Source organism: Winogradskya humida, assembly GCF_016862215.1.
GTDB classification, from domain to species: Bacteria; Actinomycetota; Actinomycetes; order Mycobacteriales; family Micromonosporaceae; genus Actinoplanes; species Actinoplanes humidus.
The window spans coordinates 1-25,933 of the sequence record NZ_BOMN01000020.1; the positions used below are offsets into that span (position 1 = coordinate 1).

Sequence of the window (25,933 nt, forward strand, 5' to 3'; positions counted from 1 at the left end):
AGCCGGTCGCTTCAGCCGGGTCGCTTCAGCCGGGTCGCTTCAGCCGGGTCGCTTCAGCCGGGTCGCTTCAGCCGGGTCGCTTCAGCCGCGTGAAAAAGCCGGGTGGCAGGCGGGTCACGGCCACACCGAGCAGGCAGACGGCGCCGCCGATCAGGGCCAGGCCGGTCGGGACCTCGCCGAGCAGGGCCCAGGACAACAGCACGGCGATGGCCGGGACCAGGTACGACGACGAGCTGAGCCGTCCGGCACTCATCCGCCGCAGCGCGTACGCCCAGGTCATGAAAGCGATTGCGGTCGGGAACAGGCCCAGGTAGACGATCCCCAGAGTGGCGGGAGCCGGCGCCGCCGCGACCTCGTGGATCAGCGTGCCCGCCCACGGCAGGCAGATGGCCGTGCCGGCGAGGCAGCCGAGCCAGGTGGCGGTGAACGGGTCGACCGTGCGCAGGGCCTGCTTCTGCAGCAGAACCCCGACGGCGTAGAGGGCGGCCGCGCCGAGCGCGAGCAGCACCCCGGTGACGTCGCGCCGGCCCGTCGAGGTGGCCACGGCGATGGTGGCGACGCCGCAGAACGCGATGGCCAGCCCGGCGATCAGCCCGCGCGGGAAGCCCTCCTTGAGGTAGATCCCGGCGAGCACCGCGATCAGAATCGGTCCCACGTTGACGACCAGCGCGGTCGTCCCGGCGTCGAGGTGGTGCTCCGCCGCGTTGACGAGCGTGGTGTAGATGCCGAACCACAGCACGCCGTACGCCACGACCAGCAGCAACGGCCGCCCGCGCGGAATGCTCCGGGGCCGGGTGAGCGCCACCGCGGTCAGCGCCACGGACCCGGTGGCGAGTCGTCCCAGCGCGAGCGGGCCCGGGCTGTAGTGCGCCCCGACAGAGCGGATGGCGATGAAGGCGGACGCCCAGAGGACCATGGTGATCCCCGCGGCGACCGCCGGCAGCGCGGACGATCTCCGCGTCTCGGTCTCGATCATGGTTCTACCCTGCGGGTTCCGGGACTTCAGCACCAGCAACTATTGCTCGCCAACCGTTAAGCGGGACTGTACGGTCGGGGCCATGCTCGACGTCCACCGCCTCCGCGTCTTCCGCGCCGTCGTGGCCAGCGGCTCGGTCAACGCCGCCGCCACCAACCTGGGTTACACCCCGTCCGCGGTCAGCCAGCACGTCACCGCGCTGCAACGCGAGACCGGCCTGGTGCTGCTCGCGCGCAGTGGCCGTGGTGTCGAGCCGACGTCGGTGGGCCGGGCGCTGGCGCACCGCATCGACGGCGTGCTCGCCCAGCTCGGCGAGGTCGAGGCGCTTGCGGCGGATCTGCGGGAGGGCCGGACCGGCTCGCTGTCGATCGCCTACTTCGCGTCCGTCGGGTCGGCGTGGATGCCGGCGGTGGCCCGTGCGCTGCTGGCCGACTTCCCCGATCTGCGGCTCGGGCTGCGGCTGAGCGACGACGTGGCTGCCGGGCCGGGCCCGCGACCCGACGTCCAGGTCGTGGTCGCTCCGCGAGACTTCACGGGTACGCGTGAAGCCCGCGCCCACCACCTGCTCGACGACCCGTACGTCGCCCTGGTCCCACGCGGGCACCCGCTCGGAACCGAACCCGGGGTCGAGCTGGCCCGGCTCGCCACGGAGACCTGGATCGACAACGACTTCGCCCACGGCTGGTGCCGCCGCAACCTTCTCGACGCCTGCCAGTCCGCGGGTTTCAGCCCGCCGTTCCGGGTCGAGGCCCACGACTACCCGACGGCGATCGCGTTCGTCGACGCGGGCATCGGCATCACCGTGCTGCCGCGGCTCGGCGCTGTTAGGCTCCCGGCCGGGCTGACCGCCGTACCCATCGTCTCCCCGACCCCGGTCCGGTCGATCCACGCCCTGATCCAGACCTCGGTCGAGTCGGCGCCCCCGGCCCGCAGACTCCTCGAAGTGCTGAAGGAGTGTGCGAGCCGGGGGACCGTACCTGTCGGTTAGAAGCCGCCTGCCGTGTTGCACTTGGCCTTCTGGACGACACAGTCCTTGACGCGCTGGCCGAGGGCGGTGTTGTCCCAGGCCAGGTAGACGTCGCCGTGCATCGAGGAGGCCATCTTGGAGGCCAGTTCGAAGCCGTCGGTGGTGCCGCTCGTGCGGTAGGCGATCACGAAGGAGATGCTCGGGATCGCGACCGGGAACTCACCCGAGCAGGTGGCGCCCCCGATGTAGCGGACGTGGGACTTGTGGTCGGGGCTGTCCAGGTGGACGCCGTCCCAGCAGTCCGGGAAGACCAGCTGGAACACCAGGTCGGCGGTCGGTGCGCAGACCGGCCAGTTGCCGTCGGCGCTGCGGCCGGTCTCGCCGCCCGGGCCCGCGCAGTAGAACTGGTTGACGGTGCCACGCGGGGTCGGCACCTGCGAGCGGGCGTCACCCGCGATCATCCGGAAGCCCTGCGGGAACGGCACGGTCGCGGACGGGTCGGCGAGCCGGGAACCGTAGTAGACCGTCACACCGGACGGTTCCACCGCCTGGCCGTGTTCGAAGAGCGTCGGGATCCAGTACGCCGACAGGTCCGTCGACGGGGCACAGCTGGTCCCGGCGTTGGCGAGCAGCGACTGCGTGGTCGTGTTGGCGTTGGTGCTGGTGTTGCCCAGGAACGAGTGCATGTGCGACGCGCCGGGCAGGCCGGGGAAGACGATCGGGTCGTCCGGCTTGGAGTGGCTGTAGTGGCAGGCGGCGTTGAACTCGGCGACGCGTACGGCGTCGGCGGGGGCCGGATGCGTCGGCAGCGCCCGGAACGCCGCGAGCTGCGCGTTCCAGCGTGCCTGGTCCATCGTGACCCAGCCGGCCGGGGCTGAGCCGTCCCCGAACGTGAACCAGTTGAGGTTGACGAAGTCGCCGCCGGCCGGGTTCTGCAGGACGGCGAAGACGGTCTGCGCGCCGGTCGGATGGGTGGTGGCCGTCGCCGTCTTCGTCACCCAGCTCTGCCAGCCACCGGTGGCGGTGACGGGGAACGTGGCGAGCAACGGCCCGGTCTGCGAGCCGGTGCGCAGCTCGACCGCGCCGTTGCCGCCGGTGGCGGACGCGAGCCGGGCCTGGACGGTCAGCGTGCCGGCCGGGCCGAGGTCGACGTTGTCGTAGCGCAGCCAGTCGCCGGCGGCCAGGTAGGAGACGTTCAGGCCGCCACCGGTGTCGGCGGTCTGCTCGGTCGCGGCGCCGGACTGCGCCGTGTAGGACTCGGCCTGGACGGTGACCGTGGCAGCCGCCGCGGGACCGGTGGTCAGTGCCACCGTTCCGGCGGCGATCAGGAGCACGCCCAGGGATGCGGACAGCAGGGAGCGGGGTGTTCGTTTGCCCATGACGATCCTTCGGGGTAGGGGCCTCGCCGCCCGCTGAGGGGGATGAGCGGCGGTGACCGGTCGTCACCTCCTGGATACATGGATGCCACTCGATGTAACAGCGGCCGAACGTACCGCCCGGTTCCGGATTAAGTTGAAGACATGGAATATCGCCAGCTGGGCCGGTCGGGCCTCAGGATCTCCGTTCTCACCATGGGCACCATGACCTTCGGCGGGAAGGGCAACTTCGCCATGGTCGGGTCCACCGACGTCGCCGAGGCGCGGCGGCAGGTGGATCAGTGCCTGGATGCCGGGATCAACATCATCGACACCGCCGACGTCTACTCCGACGGGCTCTCCGAGGAGATCGTGGGGGAGGTGCTCGACGGGCGGCGCGACGACGTGCTCGTCGCCACGAAGGTGCGGATGCCGATGGGGTCCGGGCCGAATGACGCCGGGCTCTCCCGGCACCACATCGTGGCCGGGTGCGAGGCGAGCCTGCGCCGGCTGCGTACCGACCACATCGATCTTTATCAGGTGCACGAGTGGGACGGTCAGACGCCCCTGGAGGAGACCCTCGAGGCCCTCGACCTGCTCGTTCAGCAGGGCAAGGTGCGCTACGTCGGCGCCTCCAACTATGCAGGGTGGCAGCTGATGAAGGCCCTGGGGGCCGCCGACCGGACCGGGACCCCGCGGTTCGTCAGCGAGCAGATCTACTACTCCCTGCAGGGCCGGGACGCCGAGTACGAGCTCGTGCCCGCCGCCGTCGACCAGGGGCTCGGGGTGCTGGTGTGGAGCCCGCTCGCCGGCGGGCTGCTCTCCGGCAAGTACCGGCGCGGTCAGGAGCCGCCGGCCGGGTCGCGGCAGCTGTCCGAGTGGAACGAGCCGCCCGTCTACGACCGGGAGAAGCTCTACGACATCGTCGAGGTGCTGGTCGCCATCGGCGAGGAGCGCGGGGTGTCCGCCGCGCAGGTGTCGCTCGCGTGGCTGCTGGGCCGGCCCGCCGTGACCTCGCTGGTGATCGGGGCGCGCACGGCCGAGCAGCTCGCGGACAATCTCGCCGCGGCGGAGCTGAAACTCAGCGACGCGGAACGGACACGGCTCGATCAGGTGAGTGCGCCGGATCTGCTCTATCCGTACTGGCATCAGGCGCGTACCGCGAACGACCGGTTGTCGGCGGCGGATCTCACGTTGTTGGGGCCCCACCTGAATGGGTGAAACGGTTAATCACGCGCTCGCGTGAAATAACAAGATGAATTGTTCTCAGTCAAGGGCCGTCCCATGTGGGCGGCCCTTTTTGCCGACTCGTTCCGGGGTGGCGCGGATCTCGGTGTGGCGCGCCCGACCGACGGACCATATTGGATCGACCGTTCGGGGGAGGGCAAGAGATGACCATCTTTGGGGCAGGTCAACGCGCTGAAAGGATGATCGATGTAGTACCTTTGGCGCTCGCGGGCAGCACCGGAGTCCTACCTGGTGCGAACGGGGTGAACGCTCTATATCGGATTCAATCCGCCGATGTCCGCCCGCGTGGCAATTGCAGGAACTGGTGGGGTAATGGACATCGATTCTGTAAAGGAATTGTTTCCGGCCCTCGACGAGAGAGAAAACTGTCCACTGAAGGCTGTAAATAAATTGTCAGTCTGCTTGAGGACGTGGACGCATTCCCGGCTATGGTTTCCGCGCTGGCGGGAATTGGGGCCCGCCTCCAGCGCGAAAGGCAACGGCTTTGGCTGCCGCCGTCATGATCTTGGTTTCTCTGGTCCTCGCAGGCTTCGCCGCGGTGACCCTCTGGTGGACGATGCACGCCTGGCGTACACCGGAGACCCTCGCTTCGACCCGATTCGCCGCCCCGGACGGCGAGCACAAACTGACGTTCTCCCTCCTCGTGCCCGCGCGGCACGAGCAGGCGGTCCTCGAGCACACCGTCGAGCGGCTCCTGCTCTCCACCCACGCGGGCTTCGAGATCATCATCATCGTGGGGCACGACGACCCGGAGACCGCTGAGGTCGCCATGCGGGTCGCCGCGACCTCACCCGGGCGCATCTTCGTGGTGACCGACCACAGCGAGCAGAAGAACAAGCCGCGCGCGCTCAACGCCGCGCTGCCCTACTGCCGCGGTGACGTCGTCGGGGTCTTCGACGCCGAGGACCAGGTCGACCCGGAGCTGCTCGCGCACGTGGACCACGCGTTCCGGGCGACCGGCGCGGACGTCGTGCAGGGCGGTGTGCAGCTCATCAACTTCCACTCGAGCTGGTACAGCCTGCACAACTGCCTGGAGTACTTCTTCTGGTTCCGCAGCCGGCTGCACCTGCACGCCCGCAAGGGCTTCATCCCGCTGGGCGGCAACACCGTCTTCGTCCGCACGGAGACGCTGCGCGAGGCGAACGGCTGGGACGGCACCTGTCTCGCCGAGGACTGTGACCTCGGGGTGCGGCTCAGCAGCCGCGGCAAACGGGTCGCGGTGGCGTACGACTCCGCCGTGGTCACCCGGGAGGAGACACCCGGATCGGTGACCGCGCTGCTCAAGCAGCGGACCCGGTGGAACCAGGGCTTCCTGCAGGTCTACCGCAAGGGGGAGTGGCGCAAGCTGCCCGGCTTCGGCCAGCGGCTGCTCGCCCGCTACACCCTGACCGGCCCGTTCCTGCAGGCGTTCTCCGGGGTCGTCATCCCGATCGGCATCGCGATCGCGATCTGGGCCCGGCTGCCGGTCGGGGTCGCCCTGCTCACGTTCGTGCCGGTCATGCCGATGGTCGCGAACCTGGTCTTCCAGGTGGTCGGGCTGCGCGACTTCGGCGAGCAGTTCGACCTGCGGATCAGGTGGCACCACTACGCGCGGCTCATCATCGGTGCCTTCCCGTACGCCCTGGTGCTCGCGGTCGCGGCACTGCGCGCGGTCTGGCGCGAATACACCGGCAAGCGCAACTGGGAGCTCACGGCGCACGTCGGTGCCCACTTGACCAAGCCCGCTGTCGCGGAGTCAGGAGTGGCGGCATGAGTGACTGCACCGAACCTCGCCTGCTTGCGATTGCCGGCGACCTTGACGGTGAGGGCCACGAAGGCATGCCCGGAGGTACAGCATGACTGTCTTGGACCGTCCCGAAGTTGCCGTGGAACGTGCGGGGGGCACGGCGGGTGCGCTGCCGGGCGTACCGAAAAAGAATCGCACGGACCTGTATCTCGCCGGGGGCCTGACCGCCCTCTGCCTGGTGTTGCTGGCCTGGAACATCACCGGCTTCCCGATGGCCAGCGACGACGAGGGGACCTACCTCGCGCAGGCCTGGGCGGTCGCGCACGGCAAGGGCCTGGCCCATTACACCTACTGGTACGACCACCCGCCGCTCGCCTGGATCCAGCTCGCCGGGCTGTCGTGGCTCCCGGCGCTGGTGTTCCCCACGCTGCTGTCCGTCGCGGGCGGGCGGCTGGCGATGCTGCCGGTCGAGGCCGTCACGCTGCTGCTGGTCTACGTGATCTGCAAGCGGCTCGGCATGCGGCGGTGGGCGGCCGCGCTGGGGCTGCTCACGTTCGGGCTGTCGCCGCTGGCGCTGACCATGAACCGGCAGATCTACCTGGACAGTTTCGCCGTCATGTGGATGCTCGCGGCGCTCACGCTGGCGTTGTCGCCGCGCCGGCATCTGTGGCACTACGCCGCTGCCGGGGGTGCCGCCGCGATCGCGGTGCTGTCCAAGGAGACCATGGTCATCACCCTGCCGGCCGTGCTGGTGGCGATGTGGCAGAAGGCCGCGCGCAGCACGACCCGGCCGTGGGCGTTCGGCGCGTTCGCGAGCGGGCTCGCCCTGGTCGGCATCTTCTACCCGCTGTACGCCCTGCTGCGCGGCGAGCTGTTCCCCGGCGACGGGCACGTCTCGCTGATCGGGGCGTGGCAGTTCCAGCTGATGTCGCGCTCGGGGTCGGGCAGCGTCTTCGACGAGGCGTCCGGCTCGGGCGCGCTGATCGACTCGTGGCTCTACTACGACTCGGTCATCCTGTTCGGCGGGCTGGCGGCCACCGCGGTCGCGTTGTTCGTGCGCAAGTTGCGTGCCCCGGGCGTCGCCGGGCTGGTCCTGGCGCTGGTGGCGATCCGGCCCGGAGGTTACCTGCCGGCCATGTACGTCGTGCAGGTCCTCCCGTTCTTCGCGATCCTCATCGCCGGGGTCACCGAGTTCGGCGTCGACAAGCTGCGCCCGGCGCGGGTCTGGTGGCGCTGGACGATCCTCGGCGTCGCGGTCGTCACCGCACTGGGCTTCGTCGTCCCGCACTGGTACGTCGGTGACCGCCGCGCGCTCGTCGCGAACGACAACGCGCCGTACCAGGAGGCCGCCGACTACCTGCGGACGCGGTTGCCGGACCGGGCGGGCACGACGCTGGTCGTCGACGACGTGCTCTGGCTCGACGCCGTCCGCGCCGGTTACACCCGCGACAACGTCATCTGGTTCTACAAGCTCGACCTCGACACGGCGGTCGCCGCGCGGCTCGCCAACGGCTGGCGCGACGTCGACTACATCGTCTCCACCCCGGCGCTGCGGCAGGACCCGAACTCCCTGCCGACGGTCGCCAAGCTGCTCACCAACTCGACGGTGGTCGCGTCGTTCGGCCCGGGCTCCGGGCCGGTCGAGATCCGTCGTGTCGACAAGGAGAACCCATGACTCTCGAAATGACCCCGCCGGTCGTCATCCCCTCTCCCGCCCGGATCCGCCTCACCGGTCAGATCGGGGTCCTGCAGGTGCCCACCGCGCTCAAGCAGAGCGTGGTGATACCCACCTTCAACGAGCGCGACAACATAGGTGCTCTCCTGGAACGGCTCACCGCGGTGCTGCCCGCCGGCGAGACGGAGATCATCTTCGTCGACGACAGCACCGACGACACCCCGGACCTGATCCTGCAGGCGGCCATGGACTGCCCGCTGCCGGTCACGGTCTATCACCGCGACCACGCCACCGGCGGTCTCGGCGGCGCGGTCGTCGAGGGGATGCGGCACGCCCGCGGCTCGTGGATCGTCGTCATGGACGCCGACCTGCAGCACCCGCCGGAGATGGTGCCGCGGCTCATCGCCGCCGGCACCCGCGACGGCGCCGACCTCGTCGTCGGCACCCGTTACGCCGGCGGGGGCAGCACCGACGGGCTCTCCGACGGTTACCGCCGGCTCGTCTCCAGCGGCAGCACCGTGCTGACCAAGCTCGTCTTCCGGAATTCCCTGCTGCGGGTGAGCGACCCGATGAGCGGGTTGTTCGCCGTGCGGGCCAGCTCCCTCGACGTCGGCGAGCTGCGCCCCGAGGGTTTCAAGGTGCTGCTCGAGCTGCTCGTCCGCAACCGGCCCGGCCGCATCGGCGAGGTGCCCTACGCGTTCCAGCAGCGCCACGCCGGCGAGTCCAAGTCGAGCTTTGCCGAGGGTGCCCGCTTCCTGAAGCACCTGGCGATCCTGCGGTTCGGCGCGCAGCGTACCCGGATGCTCGCCTTCGCTCTCATCGGTGTTTCCGGCCTGATCCCCAACCAGTTGGCGCTCTGGCTGCTCGCCCACGTCGCCGGGGTGCACTACGTCCCCGCCGCCATCGCGGCCAACCTGATCGCCGTGGGCTGGAACTTCGCCCTCACCGACTCGTTGCTCTATCGCAACCGCCGTCACCGCAGCCTCAGCGGGCGGATGACGCGGTTCTTCGTCATGGGCAACGCTGACCTGCTGCTGCGCATCCCGCTGCTCGCCGTGCTCGTCGACGGCGTCCACCTCGGGGTGCTGGTGGCCAACCTGATCACGCTCGTCGCCTCGTTCGTCGTGCGGTTCCTGATTCTCGACCGGGTGATCTATTTGAACAAGCCGAAGACCCTGGAGGCCGCCGGATGACCTCAGCACCTCCACGTCCCCTTTTCAGCGGCGCGAACCGCGTACGCATCGCCCAGGTCCTGGTTCTGACCCTGGTCCTGGTCGTCCTCGTCCCCGGCCGGTCCTCGGCCGGGGCGAACCTGCTCGCCAACGGCGGCCTCGAAGCGGTCGACTCCACCGGCTTCCCCCTGTGCTGGGAGAAGTCCGGCTGGGGCGACAGCACGCACACGTTCGAGGTCAGCAAGACCGCGCCGCACGGCGGGGCCAACGCCATGAAGGTCACCGTCGCCGCGATCACGAACGGTGACCGCAAGGCGATGATGCTGGAGAACCCGTCCTGCGCGCCGAACGTCACGCCGGGACACCAGTACGACGCCTCGGTCTGGTACAAGTCGACCACCGCGAACACCGTCCTGACGATCTTCCGGCACGACGCCGCCCAGGGCTGGACGTACTGGACCGACCTCGCCACGCTGCCGGTCGCGAACGCGTGGACGAAGAAGACGGTCCGTACCCCGGTCGTGCCGCCGGGCACCGACCAGGTCGCCTGGGGCGTCACCATCTACGGTGCCGGCACGCTCCAGACCGACGACTACACGTTCATCGACGCGACCGAGAACACCCCCGGCACCGCCTGCAGCGCCGGCGCCGCCTGCACCAAGGGCGCGTGGCAGGTCATGCCGTTCAACTCGCCCGTCCGCGCCATCCACACGGTCGTGCTCAAGAACGGTGACGTGCTGCTGGTCGCGGGCTCCGGCAACGACCCGGACGCGTTCGCACAGGGCACCTTCAAGACCTCGGTCTACCACCCGCGCACGGGCACGTTCACCACCGTGCCGACCCCCGCCGACCTGTTCTGCTCCGGGCACGTCCAGCTCTCCGACGGCCGCGTGCTGATCATGGGCGGCAACAAGGACTACCCGGCGGCGGACGCCAGCCACGGGTACAAGGGGCTCAGGGACTCGTACATCTTCGACCCGGCCACCTCGGCGTACACGAGGGTCAACGACATGTCCGCGGGCTCCTGGTATCCGTCCGCCACCGTCATGGGCAACGGCGACGTCATCTCGCTCGGCGGTCTCGGCGAGGACTCGTCCGGCACTGTAGCCACGCAGTACTTCAACGCCGCCCAGCAGCGCTGGCTCAGCCTCGGCGAAGCCAAGCAGACGTGGAATTTCTGGGGCCTCTACCCGTCGATGATCCTCATGCAGGACGGCCGGCTCTTCTACTCCGGCAGCCACGTCTTCGGCAACGGCACCCCCGGCACCGGCGCGTCCATCTACAACTACGGCACCGAGGCCATCACCCCCGTCGGCGGACTGCAGCGCAAGGACGAGCGCGACCAGTCCATGAGCGTCCTCCTGCCACCCGCCCAGGACCAGCGCGTCCTCACCATCGGCGGCGGCAACATCGACAGCAACCCCGACGCCAACCGGCTCACCGACATCATCGACCTCAAACAGGCCAACCCTGTTTATCAACCGGGTCCGCTGCTGCCCTCCGGCACGATGACCGGCGGCGTCCCGCAAACCGCCACCCAGGGCAAGATGTACGTCTCCACCGTCCTGCTCCCCGACGGCAAGGTCTTCGAAACCGGCGGCGGCCTGCACAACCGCGCCGACCCGGTCTACGAAGCCTCCATGTTCGACCCGGTCACCAACACGTTCAACGCCGGCATGGCCACCGACCCCGTCCCGCGCACCTACCACTCGTCCGCCTTCCTGCTCCCCGACGGCCGCGTCATGGCAGTCGGCGACAACCCCGGCGACGGCTCCTTCGACATGCGCATCTCGGTCTACTCCCCGCCCTACCTCTTCAAGGGCGCCAGACCCCAGATCACTTCTCTCACGGGTACGCAGTGGGCGTACGGAAGCACCAACACCATCAAGGTCGACGGGCCGATCACCCGGGCCGCCCTCATCCGCCCCGAAGCCGTCACCCACTCCAGCGACCCGAACCAGCGCTTCGTCGACCTCCCCATGACGGTCAACGGCAACACCATCGGCCTCAACCTCACGAGCAACCCCAACCTGGCACCCCCCGGCTGGTACATGCTCTTCGCCCTCGGCACCAACGGCGTGCCGTCCGTCGCAGAATGGGTCCACGTCGGATGAACCGCACCCGCCTCACCCTCGCCGCCGTCACCGGCATCGCCGCCATCTTCACCATGACCGGCATGGCCGTAGCCACCCTCCGCACCCCCACCGCCGCCACCATCGTCACCGCCGTCCCCGAACCAACAGACACCACCTGGCCCCTCAACCTCCCCGCCGCCGCCGACCCCACCCCCACCACCCAGCCCCCACCCGGCACCCCGGCCCCCTACGTCCAACCCTTCGCCGACCAGCCAGGCACCAAGGACCTGACCCCCCAACCCTCACCCACAACCCCGGTAAAAATGCCCGCCTTCGCCGACGGCTGCAACCACGCCTACGGCAACCGCAACCAATGCGTCCCCCTCAAGTTCCCCCCAGGCACAACCGACAAATGCACCTGGCTCAAAAAACACGGCTTCAAAAACCTCACCGTCCAAGGCAAGGACAACCACCTCCTAGACCGCAACGGCAACCACACCGCCTGCGACGGCTAACCTCCCCGCGCCCCGCTCGCCGGGCTGAGGCACTTCGATCCAGCACTCGATGCCGTACATCGAAGATCGTCGTCTCGTTCGCTCCAGCGCCCCCGCTCGCCGGGCTGACCGGCCCGGTTTGCCGGGTCGCTCGGCCCCGGTTTGCTGGTTTGCTCGGCCCCGGTTTGCTGGTTTGCATCGCGTGGATGCAGGGACGCGCGTCTGGATCGCCGGTCGTTCTGCTGGCCCGTGTCGCCGGGTCGCCGGGTCGCCGGGTTGGATTTTTGGCCGGGCTGCATCGCGGAAGCGGAGCCGCTGTTCCGGTCCAGGCCGGCTGTCGGCTCGTCGAGGATCAGTAGCCGGGGATTTGCGGGGTTGCTCTGCTGGCTCGCTGAGGTGGGCTGCAGGGTTGCGTGGCTGGGCTGCCATGCCTGGCTTGCCAGGTAGGTCGCTCTATTGGCTTACAGGTCTGGCTTGCCGGGTTGCTGGCCCCTGGCTTGCCGGGTTGCTGGCCCCTGGCTTGCCGGGCTGCTGGCCCCTGCCTTGCCGGCGCTGGCCCTGCCTTGCCGGGCGCTGGCCCGGCTTGCCGTTGCTCTGCCGGTTTGCGGAATTGTCCGCCTGGCCTACGGGGTTGCCCTCCTGGCCAACTGGGTCGCTCTCCTGGTGCCCGCCGCTCTCCGCGGCGGGCACCATTGCCGTCCACACCCTCAAGTGCACACGCCCCCAGCCGACCATGTCCGTACGCCAGAGCGCCGCTCCCGGCAATGCCACCCCGCACCCGAGGAGCCCACCCCATGTCCCACCCCCTGACCAACCAGCAAACCTGGCCGCCGCCCTACTACCAACAGCAACTCGACCACCAGCAGCAACACCCCAACCCCTACCCGCCCTATGCCTTTCCCCCTGCCGTCCCGGGCTCTGCCGTCCCGGGCTCTGCCGTCCCGGGCCCTACGGTCTCCGTGCCGGTCGTCTCGGGTCCTCCGGTTTCCGCTCTTGTCGTCTCCGCGCCTGCCGTGTGGGGGCCTGCGGTCTCCGCGCTTACCGCCTGGGGCCCTGCGGCCTCGGGGCCTGTTGCCTTGTCCGCGCCCGCATCCCCTTCGCGGCCGGCCTCGGCATGGCTGGCCCTGGGCGCAGGCATCGCCGCATTGATCGGCACCCTCCTGCCCTGGGCCACCGTTACCGCGCCCCTCCTCGGCACCATGACAGCCACCGGCACCGACGGCGCAGCCGGCGCGATCACCGCGTTCTTGGGCCTGATCCTCGTCATCTACGCCACCCTGCGCCTGCGCAACCACGACCTGCCAATCCCCACCGACTGGCTCGCCGGAACCGCAGCCCTGGGCATCACCGCCCTGGCCACCACCAAGATCATCGCCCTGAAACACGCAGAAGCCGCCCTGGTTCCCCCAGCAACCGAACCTGACCCCTTCGGTCTAACCGCATCCCTGGCCGCATCCATGCACTTCAGCATCGGGTCAGGCCTATGGCTCTTAACGGCGGCAGGCCTGACCGGAACAATCGCCGCTGCCGCCGCCATAATCACCCGAACTCGCACAACCCCCTGACTGCCACACGCGTTTAGTACGCCATCTTTTCTGGCAATCAACCCTCCCCGGGAACGATGTGGTGAATCGGCAATACGGAACTCATGGCGGAACCCACTCGTCCGAACATTGTCCCAAATTCCGCAACAAATATGACGCCGTTTTCAGTGATTGCATTTCTGTGACTAGATTCCTTTTCCTGAATTGTTCCGGCGATATCTTTGTTGTGTGTACCGTTACCGGTTGGCGCGTTCTTGGAATCGGCCAAATAGCTATTACCGCGCAGCTGTCCTGCGTTGCTTCGGTAGCTTCCCGCCGGCCCCGCGTCTGTCTGGATCCGCGCCGCTTCGCCCTGGGGTGTTCGCGATCGTGCCCGTCCCGGGCTGGGTTCGATCCAGGCCGATCGGTCCGACCCCTGCGGCGGGGTGAGGAACCCCGTTCCGAGGGCCAGCCCAGCACCGTGGATCGCCCCCGCTCAACCGGCGCGCGCCGAAACGCGCGTAGTAGATCCAGCGCGCCCAACTTGAACGCAGGACGTGGTGGCGCTTCCTGCGGCGGTAGCGGTGGAGGTAGCTGCGGTTGCGGCGGTAGGGGGAGCGGCGGGGGTGCTGCTGCAGGCTCGGGTGCTGGTGTCTTCTGTGGCAATGGCGATCGCCCTGGTGGGGGCGGGGTTCGAAGCATCTGGACCGGTGCCAGGCCTGGCTCTGGAAGTGATGCGGGTGTGGGTCTTTGCTGGCGCAATGGCGACGGCTGTGGTGGGGGCGGGGTCTGGAGCATTCGGACCGGCGTCGGGGCTGGCGCTCGTAGTGGCGCGGGTGCGGGCGCTGCGTGCTGTGATGGCGAAGGGTGCGGTAGACGCGGGGGTGCGGTCTGCGGCGACGGGCGAGGTGGGCGTGGGGCTGTGGCTTGTGGCGGTGGTGAAGGGTGCTGTGGTGGGGGTGTGACGGTGGCGAGGATGTCGTTCCAGGGGATGCCGCTGGTGCTGTGGAGGGTGGGATTTCCTTGTGCGGCGCGTAGTTCGTGGAGGCGTTGGGTGTGCAGGCGGTATTTGCCCCAGGCGCGGCGGTGTTCGTGGTCGCGGCGGAAGGCTTCTCGGGTGGGTGAATAGTTGCGGGACCGTGTTCGGTCGCGCATTGCCGACACTTGGGCCGGGGTGAATATCTGCAACTGCCCCATGCGTCAGATCATCCCCCTCCTCGGCATGATCGTTCCACCCTGATCGGTATTTGATCATGCCAAATTCGATGTCACGAAACAATTGCTCAGGGTGACGTGAGCTGGGCGACATCGGGGGTGGTGCGGAGGGTGGCGGGGATATTGTTTCAGGGGCGCCAGCTCGACCTTATGGAATGAGGGGTCGGGCGGTTGCTGGTGCGCGATTGTGGAATGGGACAGGGCTGGCTTGCTTGTTGTGGAGGGGAGTTCGTTGAACTGACGGGTGGTGGGGGACGTATCTGCTGCGGTGAGTGGTTCGCGGCTGGGGTGCTGGCTGCCGGGGTGGGGAGGGCGGCGTGGTGCGTCGAGTTTCAGGGGTTGGTTTGGCCGGGTGGGTGGTGGTGTCGTTGCTCGCGGTGGCGGCTTGTGCGCCGGCTACGGGTGGTGCCGCTGACCAGAAGGATTCGGCGGGGGGATCACGTCAGGCCGGAGCCACGGAAGCTGGGGGTACGGAGAGCGGGGCTGCGGGAGCTGGTAGGGGTAGTGCGGACTGCACCAAGGCGTTGAAGGTGGCGGTTGTGGGGAGTTCGGCGCAGGGGTATTCGTTCAGCCCGGGGGCGGTGACTGTTCAGCGTGGGGGGTTCCTGGCGATCACGAACAGGTCGGGGCGGGTTCATGCGCTGGTTGCGGAGCCGGATGCGGGGATGGTGACGAGTGTGCTCGGGGTGGATGAGCGGCAGGTGATCCAGTTTCCTGAGGTGGGGTCGTTCACGGTGAAGGGCGCGCATCGGGCCGTTCTGAAGCTCACGGTTGCGGGGGAGAGCGGGTGTGGCACTCCGGAGCCCACGGTGACCGTGACCGGGGAGAATGCCTTTTCGCCGGCGAAGATGTCGGTGGTGGCGACGGAGAATTTCACCGTGGTGAACCGGTCGGGGGGTCCGCAGACCGTGATGTGTACGCCTGACCCTGGGGGGAACGGGGATAATTCGCGGCTGGAGAAGGGCGAGACTCAGGTTCTCGCCATCGACAAGCCGGGGCGGTACGTGTGTGCCAGTGTTCAGCATCCGGATGCTCGGGTGGTCGTCACGGTCAAGGGCAGGTGAGAGCGTCCATGAGGACAGTCGTGCGTGCTGTGGTGGCCGGCGGGTTGACGTTTGCGCTGGCTGCTTGTTCCGCTGAGGAACCGGTGGGGGCCGCTGGAGGTGCTCTGCGGGCGACCGTGGCGCCTTCGTCGGGGGTGGGGTCGGTTCCGGCTTCGGTGCCGGCCCTGGTCAGCACGGCTGTGCGGCCGCTCGACGGGACGGGGTCGGCTCCGTTCGACCAGGAGCGGCGGGTGCAGGCTCCGCCCGGGTGGACGGTGAGCGTGTGGGCGCGGGTGGCGGGGGCTCGGTTGCTGGCGTGGACGCCGGACAAGCGGTTGCTGGTTTCGCGGCCCAAGAGCGGGGATGTTGTCGAGCTGGTTCCGGGGCAGGGGGATGCCACGCCGAGTCAGCGGACCCTGGTGGACGGGCTGAACCAGCCGCACGGGCTTGCCTTCCAGGGCGACACGCTGTTCGTGGCGGAGAGCGACCAGGTCGACAGCTTCGCATACGCGGATGGTGCGGTCTCCGGCAAACGCGTGGTGGTGGACGGGTTGCCCGATGCCAAGAGCCCGGAGCTGGGCGGTGCCTATGCGCACGCGTTGAAGAGCGTTGCGGTGGGACAGGACGGTGCGCTCTACGTTTCCGTGGGGTCGACCGGCAACATCTCGGCGGCGGATCGGGACGCCGACCCGGAGCGGGCGTCGATCCTGCGGGTGCCGGCGGGTGGCGGGGCGGCGAGCGTGTTCGCCCACGGCGTACGTAACGGGACTGGATTGGCTGTTGATCCTGATGGTGGGGTGTGGACGGCGGTCAACGGGCGGGACAACATGGAGGATCCCGCGAATCCCGGCGAGGTGAGCCAGGCGTACGTCAATGATCATCCGCTGGAGCCCTTGGCGCGGCTGGAGCAGGGGCGGGACCTGGGCTGGCCTTACTGCAACCCGGATCCGGATCTGAAGCCGGGGGAGAAGGACTCGCCGTTGAGCTACACGCAGCGGCCGCTTGTGCGTGATGTGCAGACCAACGCGGATGGGTCGAAACTGGACTGTGCAGCGCTGGCGCCGATCGAGCAGGGCATGGGTGCGCATTCGGCGCCGCTCGGGCTGAGTTTCGCCACGGCGCCGGGGCTGGGGGACGGGTACGGTCCGGGTGCGCTGGTCGGCGTACATGGATCATGGAACCGCAAGCCGCCCCGCGCGCCTGAGGTGTCGTTCTTCGCCTGGCGGGACGGGACGCTCGGGCCGCAGCAGACGCTGATCACCGGTTTTCAGGGCGAGGACGGCTCGCGGTGGGGACGCCCGGTCATGGCCGTGCAGGGTCCGGATGGCGCGCTCTACGTGAGTGATGACTACGCGGGCGCGGTCTACCGGATCAGCCGGGCCTGAGCCGGACGGCGCCCTTTACGTGAGTGAGGCGACTACACGGGCATGGTTTACCGGGTCAGCCGGGCCTGAGCCGGGGGCGCGTTGTAGGCGAGTGACGACTACGTGGACGGCGCTTTATCGCGTCCGCCCAGCTTGAGCGGGAGGTCGCGTTGTAGGTGAGCGATGACGCCGTCTGCCGGGTCAGCCGAGCTTGAGGAGGAGTTCGGCGAGTTCGTTCGGCATGGTGATCATGCTGTCGTGGCCGGTGGGGAGGTCCCAGACCTGGGCGGGGGTGCCGTTGGGCTGGAGCGCGGGGACAGGGCGGCGGGGGAGGCGGCCGGCGGCCTCGCCTACGTTGTGGATGTGGGTGCGGGGGACCGTGGCCAGGGTGGGGCTGTCGAGGTGGGCAGGTTGCTGGAAGCAGAGGACCGACTCGTCCGACATCATCGTGCGCAGCCAGGCCTTGTCCGCGGGGTCGGTGACCCCGAACAGGCCCGCGGGCGGCGGCATCTCCGGCAGCGGCGGGATCCTCCAGGGGGTGGGGGTCTGTGCGGCCTGGTCGATCAGGAGCTGGGTGACGGGCATGATGTCGGCGGCGCTCTCGCCGTCCTCCGGGACCATCGCGTCGAGATAGACCAGGTGGGCGATCCGGTCGGGGACCTGGTTGGCCGCCGAGGAGACGACCAGGCCCGCGTAGCTGTGGCCGACCAGGATCACGTCGGTGAGGTCCTCGTCGAGGATCAGCCGGACGACGTCGGCGGCGTGGGTGTCGAGGCCGACCTCGGGGCTGAGCAGCGCGGCCCGGTCGCCGTGGCCGGTCAGTGACGGCGCGAACACCCGGTGCCCGGCGGCGGCCAGCAGGGGTGTGACCCTGTCCCAGCTGCGGCCGTCGTGCCAGGCGCCGTGGATCAGAAGAAATGTGCTCATGATTATCCTTCGCGGTAGCGGACTGGTAACCATGCTCCGCAGGTGTCACGAACTGCGCAATCAGGCACTTTTGGGTGCCCCGGTTCTGTGGAGGTAACCGTGGAGGGCTGCAAGGCGATCGTCGCGGACAAGTGGGCGCTGCTGCTCGTGTCCCGGCTCGGCGACGGGCCGCGGCGGTTCACCGAACTCAAGCGCGGCATTGACGGGATCAGCCAGCGGATGCTGACCGTTACCCTGCGGAGCCTGGAACGCGACGGCCTGCTGACCCGTACGGTGCACAACGTCATGCCGCCGAATGTCAGCTATGAGTTGACGCCCCTGGGCACCGCCATGCTCGACGCCGCCACGCCGCTGATGGACTGGAGCGGCAAGAACCTGCCGCTGATTCAGGAAGCCCGCGATGAGTACGACGGCCGCGCCGAGGTCCCACCGGCCTGATCGGCTTGTCACCCGTTCCGCGCGGCATGATCACTTGCCGCCCGTTCCGCGCAGGATGATCGCTTGCGCCCATCTGAGAGCCGCCCGTTCCGTGCGGTCTGAGAGTCGCCCGTTCCGTGCGGTCTGAGAGTCGCCCGTTCCGTGCGTTCTGAGAGTCGCCCGTTCCGTGCGGTCTGAGATCTCTCCGGTCGCCCGCCGCCGCTGGTATCTTCGGCTCGGCCTCGGTATCCCTGCTCATCATGGCGGCGCTGCTGACGGGTCAGGGTCTCACCACGACGGTCGGAAATTCCGCGTCCGCGATGCCGGAAGCCGCACTGTAGGCGTCGCGCCGCAACGCGTTACGGGTGTGGGCAGCCGCTGTGACGATCGTCGGCGCGTCAGCCTTTCTCATCCTCGCTGTCAACGCCGTTGTCCATCATTTCTACGCCGTGGCGTGGCTGGTCGGGGTCGACGCCGCCGTCACCCTCTGGAGTTACGGCGCTCTGCTCGCGGGGGTGGTGTCCGGTGTCGCGGTGCTCGCGGCCCCGCGGCGAGGTGGCCTGGTACGGGCAGTGGCCCGCCGCCCCGGTCGCACCGCACCGCGGACGGTGCGGATCACGTGGCACCTCCGGCGCCTGGCCACCCGGTCGACGCCGGTGGCGAAGCGTCTGGCGTTGATCGTCGCCGTCCTCGCGGGCCCGGCGCTGGACGAGGTTCTGTTCGCTGTCCTGGTGCCGCTGGGGTTGCAATGGTGGCTGGGGAACAGCCTCGTCATGGCGAGTGTGCTGCTGGTGTCCTGGGCCACGGTCCGAGCCGGGGCCCGTCACAGTGTTGTCACCCGGCCACTCGGTGCGTTTCTGGCGTCGTACTGCCTAACTCTTGTCATCCGGTTGCTGCAGCCGGACGACAACCGTAATCCGACGATGGACCTGGCTGTCGCCGTGCTGCTGGCGTTCGCCGCACTGGGGCTGCACGGTGGTGGTCTGGCCTGGGCGCGGCAGCACGGCATCCGCATCATGCTGGGCAGAGAGAGCGACCTGCCCCGCGACCTGCCCGGATTTCTGGACGACGCCGAGAACTGTTGCCTGCTGCGCCGCCGGGGCCGTGGGTTACGAATTCCCGCATGAGCTGCTCAGGGAGCATTTCAAGGTGCGTCGTCGAACGAGTTGTGCTGGGTGGCGTGGTCCCCGACGGCCACGCCCTGAGAATTATGGACGTCCACGCGGTACTTGCCCGTTTGTGCAATTCCAGGGCCCGCCGCCCGGGTTGCGCGCCGTGCCGGCGCCTGGGTAACGCGGGCTGGCGTTTGGGTAGCGCGGGCTGGCGTTTGGGTAGTGCGGGTCGCGTGCCAGGCCGCTGCGGCGAGCGTCAGGGGGAGGACGCCGACGACGATGGACACCCACTTCTCGGCGCGGTCCAGCCCCTCGTTGACCAGGACACCTGCGACCCCGGCGCCGACGAGCACCGCCGCGATGATCACTCTGTGCGCAGACCTCGTTCATTGATCGCGCCGTACGGCGTCGCGTCCAGATGGCGCCGGACGATGGACAGGGCCTCCTCGTAGGGGAGCGCGCCGAGCAGGACCGGGGTGCGTAGCCCGTCCAGCAGGGCGGCGAAATGCCAGGCCTGCGCGGGATCGGTGTGGCCCAGGACGGTCTTGATCGTGGTGACCAGGCCCGCGAACGCCGGTTGCAGGGCCTCCGCCACCTGGGGATCCACCGCGCCGCGGGCTGCGAAGGCCGCTGCGATGCGGGCGTCGATCCGGCTCGGCTCGTCGTAGGGCAGGTACTCCGCGGCCAGGGCCGTGAGGATGACCGGCGGTGCGGGCGGGGCGCCGGGCGGCAAGCGCTTGCGGACGCGGGCGGTGAATCCTTCGTGGACGGCGAGGGCGAGCCAGTGCTGCAGCGCGTACACCAGCATCGCGTCTTTTGTCGGGAAATAGTGCTGGACAGTGCCCATCGACACGCCGGCCGCCTGACCCACCTCGCGCAGCGAGACCGCTTCGAGCCCCTGGGCTCCGGCGATCCCCAGGAGGGCCTGGGCGATGTGGCGGCGGCGTTCTTCGTGGTCGACAAGGCGGGGCACGCTATGTTTTTATCATGCGAGTGCATTACAAAAAATTTGGGGGGTACGGGGTGCAGGTCGCGAAAAACGATGGCGCGCAGATCGCGTACGAAAGCTTCGGGGTCGCCGGCGGTGAGCCCTTGCTCCTGATCATGGGCCTTGATTTCTCGATGATCTGGTGGCCGGATGCGTTCTGCGAGCTCCTCGCCGACCGGGGGTTCCATGTCGTCCGCTTCGACAACCGGGACTCGGGGCTTTCGACGCGGGGCATACCGGGCTACACCACGGCCGACATGGTCGCTGACGGGCTCGCTGTGATGGACGCCGTCGGGTGGCGGTCCGCGCACGTCATCGGCGCCTCGCTGGGCAGCACGCTCGCAATGGCCACGGCGATCCTGCATCCCGAGCGGGTGCGCAGCATCGTCGGGCTCTATACGACACCGTGGCGGCAGATCGACACGCTGCGTTATCTGAAGCCCGCTGGGATTCTCGGGCTGGTGCGGGCGGCCAGGCGCGCCGGACCTGATCCGACGGATGTCACGGTGGCGATCGCACGGGCCATGGCCTCGCCGCGGGAGGCGTTCGACGAGGAGTGGGCACGACGGACCGCAGAGCTGGACACCGCACGCGGCGGACGCGACCCCGCCGGGACCCGGCGGCAGATGGCCTCCGGGCGTGGGGCCGGCGACCTCAGCCGGCGGGTGGGGGAGATCTCCGTGCCGACGCTGCTGATCAACGGCGCCGACGATCCGATCGTACGCCCGGCCGCCGCCGCCGCACTCGCCCGCCGCATCCCGGGCGCACGCTCCGAGGTCTACCCGGCGATGGGCCATTCCTTCCCCGCCGCGGTGTGGGGCCGGGTCGCCGACGGCGTCACCGTCGGCTGACCGCCCGGCGTTCCGGGGGTGTTGCTGGGTGGGTCGCCCGGGGGCGGTGGGTGCTCCAGGGATGCAACCTGGGGTCGGCTTGGATGCGCGCGGAGGGTGCCGATGGGGGCGCCATTCGAGAGGAGCTTCTCCATGCAGCAGCACCTGTTGGTCCGGGACGGGGTTCGCCCGCCCGCGCCGCCCAGCATCCTCGTCGCCGATGACGACGAGGACATCCGTGACCTGGTCGCCTTTAAACTGCGCGGGGCGGGTTACCGGACGCTGACCGTGCCGGACGGGCAGCGGGCGCTCGACCTCGCGGAGCAGATGCTGCCAGGTCTGATGATCCTCGACGTGTCGATGCCGGGCCTTGACGGGCTCACTGTCTGTCACGCGATCCACCGTTCCAGGGCGACGGCGGACATTCCGGTGCTGATCCTCAGCGCGCGGGCCCGCCCGTACGACATCGACCTCGGGTTCGCCATCGGCGCGGACGACTACCTGACCAAGCCGTTCAGCCCGAACGAGCTGCTCAGACGGGTACACACCCTGCTCGCCCGCCCCTTTTCCTGAGCCGTTCGGGCCAGGGGCATCCCCCAGCATTCCGCTACTGTCGGTTAGTTTGATCAACCTGAAAGTGCAGGGGTGCCGGTGGTTAGGGATCGCTATTTCGACACGCTGCGTGCGGTGGCGATCGTGCGCGTCGTGGCCTATCACGCGTTCCATTACGCCGTCCTGGCGCTGGTGTTCCCGTCGATGGGCGTCATGTTCGCCCTCGGCGGTTCGCTGATGGCGAGTTCGCTCGACCGCTCCGCGGGCACCACCGTGGTCCGCGGCCGGGTCCGCAGGCTGCTGCCCGCACTCTGGGTGATGGGCCTGATCCTCGTCCCGCTGATGCTGATCGCCGGCTGGGTGCACCGGCCGTCGTGGCCCGGGCTCCTGCTCTGGGTCGTGCCACTGGCCACACCACCCGCCAGCCACGGCATCGGTGACGTCGGCGCGGAAGGCGCCGGCGTGCTCTGGTATCTGGCCACGTACCTCTGGCTGGTCCTGCTGTCACCGCTCCTCCTGCGTCTCTACCGCAGCCAGCGACTGCTCACGATCGCCGTCCCGCTGATCGCCCTCGCCCTGCTGCACACCGAACCGCTGGCCACCGGCAACAACGCCGTACGCACCATCGGCTATGTCCTCACCTTCCTGCCCTGCTGGCTGCTCGGCTTCGCCCACCGCGACGGCGACCTGCGCAAACTGCACCCCGCCCTGGTCGCCACCCTCGTCGCCGGCTGCACCCTGATCAGCCTCGGCTGGGTCGTCGAGCATCCCGGCCCCGGCGGCCTCGACCTCGTACCGTTCCCCCTCGCCCACGCGCTCTACTCCATGGGTTTCGTCCTGGCCCTCCTGCGTGTCAGCCCGGCCATGGGCTGGCTCGCCCGCATGCCACTGGTCCAGCGCATCATCGCCGCCCTGAACAACCGAGCCGTCACCATCTACCTCTGGCACAACGTGGTGATCACCGTCGCCATCCTCATCGGCGACCGGATCATGCTCTGGGACGCGGGCCAGGGCGCCCTGATCTACCTCGTCTTCTCCGCGATCGCGGTCACCCTCCTCACCACGGCAGTACTGGTCTTCGGCTGGGTCGAGGACCTGGCCGCCAAACGCCCCGCGCGACTGCGCCCGTGGCCGGTCCCCCGGCCACGGCACGCGTACATCGCACCCAAACCGGCTCTGCCCCTCGCCCTGGCCGCCGTCGCACAAACCACCCTCACCCGAACCGGCCCCCGGTGAACCGATCCCCCGGCCTCTGATCCGGAGCGGTTCGTTCTGGCGGTGACCTGTTCTGGGGGTGACCTGTTCTGGGGGTGACCTGTTCTGGGGGTGACCTGTTCTGGCGGTGACCTGTTCTGGCGGTGACCTGTTCTGGCGGTGACCTGTTGTGAGGTCACCTCTTCTGGGGATCACCCCTCTGGGTCACCCGCCCTCGGGCGAAGGGGGTCTTCTCCAAGGACCGGGTCTCAGGCGAAGTGGGGGATCACCTCCTGGGCGAAGCGGTGCATCGGCTCGTGGTCGTATGCGACGCGGGGGATGTAGACGATCACGTAGTCGGCGCCGGCTTCGGCGATCTTCTCGATCCGGGCGATCGTGTCGGCTGACGACGCGGCGAGATCCAGTTCCAGGCCGGTCGACTTGATGATGCGGTCGTAGTCGCGCTCCAGACGGTCGCAGTGGTCCTTGAGCACGGCGAGCTTGTGGCGGATCAGCTCGGGGTCGCCACCGCCGACGTTGCAGGCGTCCGCGTACTGGGCGACCAGCTTGAGCGTGACCTTCTCGCCGCCGCCGCCGAGCCAGAACGACGGGTGCGGCTTGCGGACACCCTTCGGCTCGTTGATCGGGCCGTCGATCGAGTAGTGCTTACCGGCGAAGACGGGGCGTTCCTCGGTCCACATCTTGTGCACGATCTCGACGGCCTCCCGGAACTCGCCCATCCGCTGGGGGACCTCCTTCCACTCGTAGCCGTACGCCTTCCACTCGTGCTCGTACCAGCCGGCGCCGAGACCCGCGTACAGCCGCCCCCGGCTGGCCACGTCCACGGTGGAGGCGATCTTGGCGTACAGGGAGGGCTGGCGGTAGCCGTTGCACCCGACCATCTGGCCGATGTTGACCCGGCTGGTGTCGCGGGCCAGCGTCGACGTGACGGTCCAGGCCTCGAAGGTCGTGTTGACGGTCGGCTCGGGCACGGTGTGGAAGTGGTCGTAGACCCATACCGAGTCCCACGGCCCGGCATCCGCGGCACGGGCGACGTCGGTCATCGCCTCGTACTGCTCCACCGGGTCGGCGATCTCGACCAGGTCCATCTTCCAGCCCTGCGGGACGAAGGCACCGAAATTAATCATGATCAGATGCAACCACGCCGCCTCCCACCGGGCTCCAGCGGCGCTGCGGTAGAGACGCCGTGCCGCCTGCTGGCCAGGATCGGCGTACTGCATGCATGCCGGCCCGGTTTGGCGTGCTACCGGTGGAGCCAGGACTGCCGAGCTGCCTGCGGACCCAGGACTGCCGGGCTGCCTGCGGAGCCAGGGCTGCTGAGTTAGTTGCGGAGTCGGGGCCGCCGGGCTGACTGCGGAGTCGGGGCTGCCGGGTTGGCCGCGGGGCCAGGCCTGCCGGGGCGGCCTGGCCCGGGTGCTCAGGGGCGGGCGTTGCGCCGTAGTGCGCCGAGGCTGCGGGCCCGGACCAGGGCCTGACGCCGGCCGATCTCCCGGCCCTCCGAGGTCGTCTCGACGCCGTCCACCTCGTACCAGTTGTCCTCGTCGTAGCGGACCGGGCGGTTCCAGTCGACCCGCTCCACCCGCATCCAGAGTGGCCCGGCGCCGAAGCGGTAATCCGGCTCGGCGAAGCAACTGACCGGGCTCACAGGGCCACGATTCCGATCCATCCACGCTCCCGCTTGTCCGGCGCCCCCTGCGGTGGCCGCGCCGCTTGCAACCCAGCATTTCCCTGCTCAACCGGTTCTGCAAGGGCTCATGCACGTGCATATGCACAAGGAGCGCGACAAAGAAAGATCGGCTGCCGCCCGTACGCCGATCGGCCTGAGCGCCGCACCGATCGGCCCGCGCGTTCCGCCAACCGGCAAAAGATTGAAGAACTTCATGATCGCTCCCTTTTTCCGTCCTGCGTCCACTCTTGCGTCTCCACTAAGGGGAGACGCAAGACTGATCGGGACGCGGCCCGCGTGGGCTGGATCTCAGAAGGAGGCGCTTCATGACCGATGTCGTCAGCTACCGGCCCGAGCCGGGCGAATTCGCATACACGTTCGGGGGGCGTGAGGCCGTGCGGCGCGTCGCTCCGGGGACAGTTCTCGAGCTCTACACCGAGGACTGCTACGGCGGGCAGGTCCGCGAGGTCGGTGACCTGCCGTCGAAGGTGTGCGAGTTCCCCTACCTCAACCCCGTCACCGGACCGTTCCACGTCGAGGGCGCCGAGCCGGGCGATACCCTGGCCGTGCATTTCGTCGAGATCGTGCCGGCCCGCGACTGGGCGATCTCGTCGACGTTTCCGCACTTCGGGGCGCTGACCGGCACGCATGCGACGGCCACCCTGCAGCCCCCGCTGGACGAGGTGGTGTGGCGCTACGACGTCGATGTGGCCGCGAGGACCGTTCGCTACCGGGCCCGGCGTGGCGACTTCAGCGTGGAGCTGCCTCTTGAACCCATGCACGGTACGGCCGGAGTGGCGCCCGCCGCCGGGGAGGTCAGGATGACACTCGTGCCCGACGTGCACGGCGGGAACATGGACACCCCGGAGCTGCGGGCCGGGGTCACCGCGTACTTCGGTGTCAATGTGCCGGGGGCGATGTTCGCCCTCGGCGACGGGCACTGCCGGCAGGGGCACGGGGAGGTCTGCGGCAGCGGGATCGAGTCGGCGATGAACACCGTGGTGATCGTCGACGTGGTGAAGGGCGCCGGGACGCCGACGCCACGTCTGGAGACCGACGACGCACTGATGGCGGTCGGGTCGGCGCGCCCGCTCGAGGACGCCTACCGGATCAGCCAGCACGACCTGGTCACCTGGTCGGCAGGGCTCACGGGGCTGGATCCGCTCGACGCCTACCAGTTGATCAGCCAGGCGGGCGAAGCCCCCGTGGGCAACGTATGCGACCCGAACTACACGATGCTCGCGAAGGTGGCGAAGCGTTACCTGGGGTCCGCAATCGCCTACGACGGGGTGCATGAACGGCTGCGGGCGACCGCGCGGCACTATCTCTCAGGGCGGTGACAGGGTGGTTCAGTCCTGGGCAAGATCTCATTCAACTGTTGTTCATCTGAGCG

At 69.0% G+C, this 25,933-nt stretch carries 24 protein-coding genes; 17 read left to right on the forward strand and 7 right to left on the reverse strand.

Going from position 1 to position 25,933, the window contains the following annotated elements:
• Window positions 1–67: 67 nt before the first annotated feature.
• Complete coding sequence (locus tag Ahu01nite_RS07790; RefSeq protein ID WP_203835744.1) at window positions 68–976, reverse strand: DMT family transporter; 909 nt, start codon at window positions 974–976, stop codon at window positions 68–70.
• Window positions 977–1,058: 82 nt separating this feature from the next.
• On the opposite strand from Ahu01nite_RS07790, the gene Ahu01nite_RS07795 reads away from it, so the two are divergent.
• Window positions 1,059–1,964 (forward strand): LysR family transcriptional regulator, encoded by a 906-nt coding sequence (locus tag Ahu01nite_RS07795; protein ID WP_203835745.1) that lies wholly within the window; start codon window positions 1,059–1,061, stop codon window positions 1,962–1,964.
• Here Ahu01nite_RS07795 and Ahu01nite_RS07800 read toward each other — a convergent pair.
• Window positions 1,961–3,322, reverse strand: a complete 1,362-nt coding sequence (locus Ahu01nite_RS07800) for a DUF1996 domain-containing protein (RefSeq protein ID WP_203835746.1) — start codon at window positions 3,320–3,322, stop codon at window positions 1,961–1,963. The two genes, Ahu01nite_RS07795 and Ahu01nite_RS07800, sit on opposite strands and share 4 nt — an antisense overlap.
• 141 nt (window positions 3,323–3,463) lie before the next feature.
• On the opposite strand from Ahu01nite_RS07800, the gene Ahu01nite_RS07805 reads away from it, so the two are divergent.
• The 10 genes from Ahu01nite_RS07805 (at window position 3,464) to Ahu01nite_RS07850 (ending at window position 16,854) form a co-directional block, all read left to right on the forward strand.
• Complete coding sequence (locus Ahu01nite_RS07805) at window positions 3,464–4,519, forward strand: aldo/keto reductase (protein ID WP_203835747.1); 1,056 nt, start codon at window positions 3,464–3,466, stop codon at window positions 4,517–4,519.
• A 526-nt stretch (window positions 4,520–5,045) separates the two neighbouring features.
• Window positions 5,046–6,299, forward strand: coding sequence for a glycosyltransferase (locus Ahu01nite_RS07810; protein ID WP_203835748.1), 1,254 nt, complete (start codon window positions 5,046–5,048; stop codon window positions 6,297–6,299).
• 82 nt (window positions 6,300–6,381) lie between these two features.
• Complete coding sequence (locus Ahu01nite_RS07815) at window positions 6,382–7,947, forward strand: ArnT family glycosyltransferase (protein WP_203835749.1); 1,566 nt, start codon at window positions 6,382–6,384, stop codon at window positions 7,945–7,947.
• Entirely contained in the window at window positions 7,944–9,140 is a 1,197-nt protein-coding gene (locus tag Ahu01nite_RS07820; RefSeq protein ID WP_203835750.1) for a glycosyltransferase, read from the forward strand. Before Ahu01nite_RS07815 ends, Ahu01nite_RS07820 begins: the two co-directional genes overlap by 4 nt.
• Window positions 9,137–11,233 carry a galactose oxidase early set domain-containing protein gene (locus tag Ahu01nite_RS07825; RefSeq protein WP_203835751.1) on the forward strand — a complete coding sequence of 699 codons (2,097 nt, stop codon included), beginning with the start codon at window positions 9,137–9,139 and terminating at the stop codon, window positions 11,231–11,233. Before Ahu01nite_RS07820 ends, Ahu01nite_RS07825 begins: the two co-directional genes overlap by 4 nt.
• Window positions 11,230–11,709: a hypothetical protein gene (locus Ahu01nite_RS07830; protein WP_203835752.1), complete on the forward strand. Its 480-nt coding sequence runs from the start codon at window positions 11,230–11,232 to the stop codon at window positions 11,707–11,709. The genes Ahu01nite_RS07825 and Ahu01nite_RS07830 overlap by 4 nt, the downstream gene beginning before the upstream one ends.
• A 773-nt stretch (window positions 11,710–12,482) precedes the next feature.
• The gene (locus tag Ahu01nite_RS07835) at window positions 12,483–13,253 is read left to right on the forward strand and encodes a hypothetical protein (RefSeq protein WP_203835753.1); all 771 of its coding nucleotides are present in this window, start codon (window positions 12,483–12,485) and stop codon (window positions 13,251–13,253) included.
• A 584-nt stretch (window positions 13,254–13,837) separates the two neighbouring features.
• Window positions 13,838–14,176: a hypothetical protein gene (locus tag Ahu01nite_RS07840; RefSeq protein WP_203835754.1), complete on the forward strand. Its 339-nt coding sequence runs from the start codon at window positions 13,838–13,840 to the stop codon at window positions 14,174–14,176.
• Window positions 14,177–15,112: 936 nt separating this feature from the next.
• Window positions 15,113–15,490, forward strand: coding sequence for a cupredoxin domain-containing protein (locus tag Ahu01nite_RS07845; protein WP_203835755.1), 378 nt, complete (start codon window positions 15,113–15,115; stop codon window positions 15,488–15,490).
• An 8-nt stretch (window positions 15,491–15,498) separates the two neighbouring features.
• The gene (locus Ahu01nite_RS07850; RefSeq protein WP_203835756.1) at window positions 15,499–16,854 is read left to right on the forward strand and encodes a PQQ-dependent sugar dehydrogenase; all 1,356 of its coding nucleotides are present in this window, start codon (window positions 15,499–15,501) and stop codon (window positions 16,852–16,854) included.
• A gap of 180 nt (window positions 16,855–17,034) precedes the next feature.
• Here Ahu01nite_RS07850 and Ahu01nite_RS07855 read toward each other — a convergent pair whose 3' ends face one another.
• Window positions 17,035–17,760: an alpha/beta hydrolase gene (locus Ahu01nite_RS07855; protein WP_203835757.1), complete on the reverse strand. Its 726-nt coding sequence runs from the start codon at window positions 17,758–17,760 to the stop codon at window positions 17,035–17,037.
• 87 nt (window positions 17,761–17,847) lie between these two features.
• On the opposite strand from Ahu01nite_RS07855, the gene Ahu01nite_RS07860 reads away from it, so the two are divergent.
• Window positions 17,848–18,198 (forward strand): winged helix-turn-helix transcriptional regulator, encoded by a 351-nt coding sequence (locus tag Ahu01nite_RS07860; RefSeq protein ID WP_203835758.1) that lies wholly within the window; start codon window positions 17,848–17,850, stop codon window positions 18,196–18,198.
• A gap of 359 nt (window positions 18,199–18,557) precedes the next feature.
• Complete coding sequence (locus Ahu01nite_RS07865) at window positions 18,558–19,304, forward strand: hypothetical protein (protein ID WP_203835759.1); 747 nt, start codon at window positions 18,558–18,560, stop codon at window positions 19,302–19,304.
• A 17-nt stretch (window positions 19,305–19,321) separates the two neighbouring features.
• Here the strand turns inward: Ahu01nite_RS07865 and Ahu01nite_RS07870 are convergent, their stop codons facing one another.
• Window positions 19,322–19,657, reverse strand: coding sequence for a hypothetical protein (locus Ahu01nite_RS07870; protein ID WP_203835760.1), 336 nt, complete (start codon window positions 19,655–19,657; stop codon window positions 19,322–19,324).
• Window positions 19,654–20,262: a TetR/AcrR family transcriptional regulator gene (locus Ahu01nite_RS07875; protein ID WP_203835761.1), complete on the reverse strand. Its 609-nt coding sequence runs from the start codon at window positions 20,260–20,262 to the stop codon at window positions 19,654–19,656. The genes Ahu01nite_RS07870 and Ahu01nite_RS07875 overlap by 4 nt, the downstream gene beginning before the upstream one ends.
• A gap of 14 nt (window positions 20,263–20,276) precedes the next feature.
• Here Ahu01nite_RS07875 and Ahu01nite_RS07880 point away from each other — a divergent pair, with 14 nt between their 5' ends.
• The 3 genes from Ahu01nite_RS07880 (at window position 20,277) to Ahu01nite_RS07890 (ending at window position 22,895) form a co-directional block, all read left to right on the forward strand.
• Window positions 20,277–21,128, forward strand: a complete 852-nt coding sequence (locus Ahu01nite_RS07880; protein WP_203835762.1) for an alpha/beta fold hydrolase — start codon at window positions 20,277–20,279, stop codon at window positions 21,126–21,128.
• A gap of 132 nt (window positions 21,129–21,260) precedes the next feature.
• Window positions 21,261–21,680 (forward strand): response regulator transcription factor, encoded by a 420-nt coding sequence (locus tag Ahu01nite_RS07885; protein ID WP_203835763.1) that lies wholly within the window; start codon window positions 21,261–21,263, stop codon window positions 21,678–21,680.
• A 78-nt stretch (window positions 21,681–21,758) separates the two neighbouring features.
• Entirely contained in the window at window positions 21,759–22,895 is a 1,137-nt protein-coding gene (locus Ahu01nite_RS07890) for an acyltransferase family protein (RefSeq protein ID WP_203835764.1), read from the forward strand.
• A 227-nt stretch (window positions 22,896–23,122) separates the two neighbouring features.
• Here the strand turns inward: Ahu01nite_RS07890 and Ahu01nite_RS07895 are convergent, their stop codons facing one another.
• Together Ahu01nite_RS07895 and Ahu01nite_RS07900 are read right to left on the reverse strand one after the other, a co-directional pair.
• Window positions 23,123–24,001: an LLM class F420-dependent oxidoreductase gene (locus Ahu01nite_RS07895; RefSeq protein WP_239158702.1), complete on the reverse strand. Its 879-nt coding sequence runs from the start codon at window positions 23,999–24,001 to the stop codon at window positions 23,123–23,125.
• A gap of 290 nt (window positions 24,002–24,291) precedes the next feature.
• Complete coding sequence (locus Ahu01nite_RS07900) at window positions 24,292–24,519, reverse strand: hypothetical protein (RefSeq protein WP_203835765.1); 228 nt, start codon at window positions 24,517–24,519, stop codon at window positions 24,292–24,294.
• Window positions 24,520–24,866: 347 nt separating this feature from the next.
• On the opposite strand from Ahu01nite_RS07900, the gene Ahu01nite_RS07905 reads away from it, so the two are divergent.
• A complete protein-coding gene (locus tag Ahu01nite_RS07905; RefSeq protein ID WP_203835766.1) occupies window positions 24,867–25,880 on the forward strand; it encodes an acetamidase/formamidase family protein in 1,014 nt (337 codons plus the stop codon).
• Window positions 25,881–25,933 lie beyond the last annotated feature (53 nt).

Bases quoted from the DNA above. Each gene is read 5' to 3' on its own strand.
- Ahu01nite_RS07825 (WP_203835751.1), top strand. From the start codon at position 9,137: ATGACCTCAGCACCTCCACGTCCCCTTTTCAGCGGCGCGAACCGCGTA.
- Ahu01nite_RS07790 (WP_203835744.1), bottom strand. From the start codon at position 976: ATGATCGAGACCGAGACGCGGAGATCGTCCGCGCTGCCGGCGGTCGCC.
- Ahu01nite_RS07905 (WP_203835766.1), top strand. From the start codon at position 24,867: ATGACCGATGTCGTCAGCTACCGGCCCGAGCCGGGCGAATTCGCATAC.
- Ahu01nite_RS07800 (WP_203835746.1), bottom strand. From the start codon at position 3,322: ATGGGCAAACGAACACCCCGCTCCCTGCTGTCCGCATCCCTGGGCGTG.
- Ahu01nite_RS07850 (WP_203835756.1), top strand. From the start codon at position 15,499: ATGAGGACAGTCGTGCGTGCTGTGGTGGCCGGCGGGTTGACGTTTGCG.
- Ahu01nite_RS07835 (WP_203835753.1), top strand. From the start codon at position 12,483: ATGTCCCACCCCCTGACCAACCAGCAAACCTGGCCGCCGCCCTACTAC.
- Ahu01nite_RS07805 (WP_203835747.1), top strand. From the start codon at position 3,464: ATGGAATATCGCCAGCTGGGCCGGTCGGGCCTCAGGATCTCCGTTCTC.
- Ahu01nite_RS07795 (WP_203835745.1), top strand. From the start codon at position 1,059: ATGCTCGACGTCCACCGCCTCCGCGTCTTCCGCGCCGTCGTGGCCAGC.
- Ahu01nite_RS07895 (WP_239158702.1), bottom strand. From the start codon at position 24,001: ATGATTAATTTCGGTGCCTTCGTCCCGCAGGGCTGGAAGATGGACCTG.
- Ahu01nite_RS07810 (WP_203835748.1), top strand. From the start codon at position 5,046: ATGATCTTGGTTTCTCTGGTCCTCGCAGGCTTCGCCGCGGTGACCCTC.
- Ahu01nite_RS07815 (WP_203835749.1), top strand. From the start codon at position 6,382: ATGACTGTCTTGGACCGTCCCGAAGTTGCCGTGGAACGTGCGGGGGGC.
- Ahu01nite_RS07820 (WP_203835750.1), top strand. From the start codon at position 7,944: ATGACTCTCGAAATGACCCCGCCGGTCGTCATCCCCTCTCCCGCCCGG.
- Ahu01nite_RS07880 (WP_203835762.1), top strand. From the start codon at position 20,277: ATGCGAGTGCATTACAAAAAATTTGGGGGGTACGGGGTGCAGGTCGCG.
- Ahu01nite_RS07855 (WP_203835757.1), bottom strand. From the start codon at position 17,760: ATGAGCACATTTCTTCTGATCCACGGCGCCTGGCACGACGGCCGCAGC.
- Ahu01nite_RS07885 (WP_203835763.1), top strand. From the start codon at position 21,261: ATGCAGCAGCACCTGTTGGTCCGGGACGGGGTTCGCCCGCCCGCGCCG.
- Ahu01nite_RS07830 (WP_203835752.1), top strand. From the start codon at position 11,230: ATGAACCGCACCCGCCTCACCCTCGCCGCCGTCACCGGCATCGCCGCC.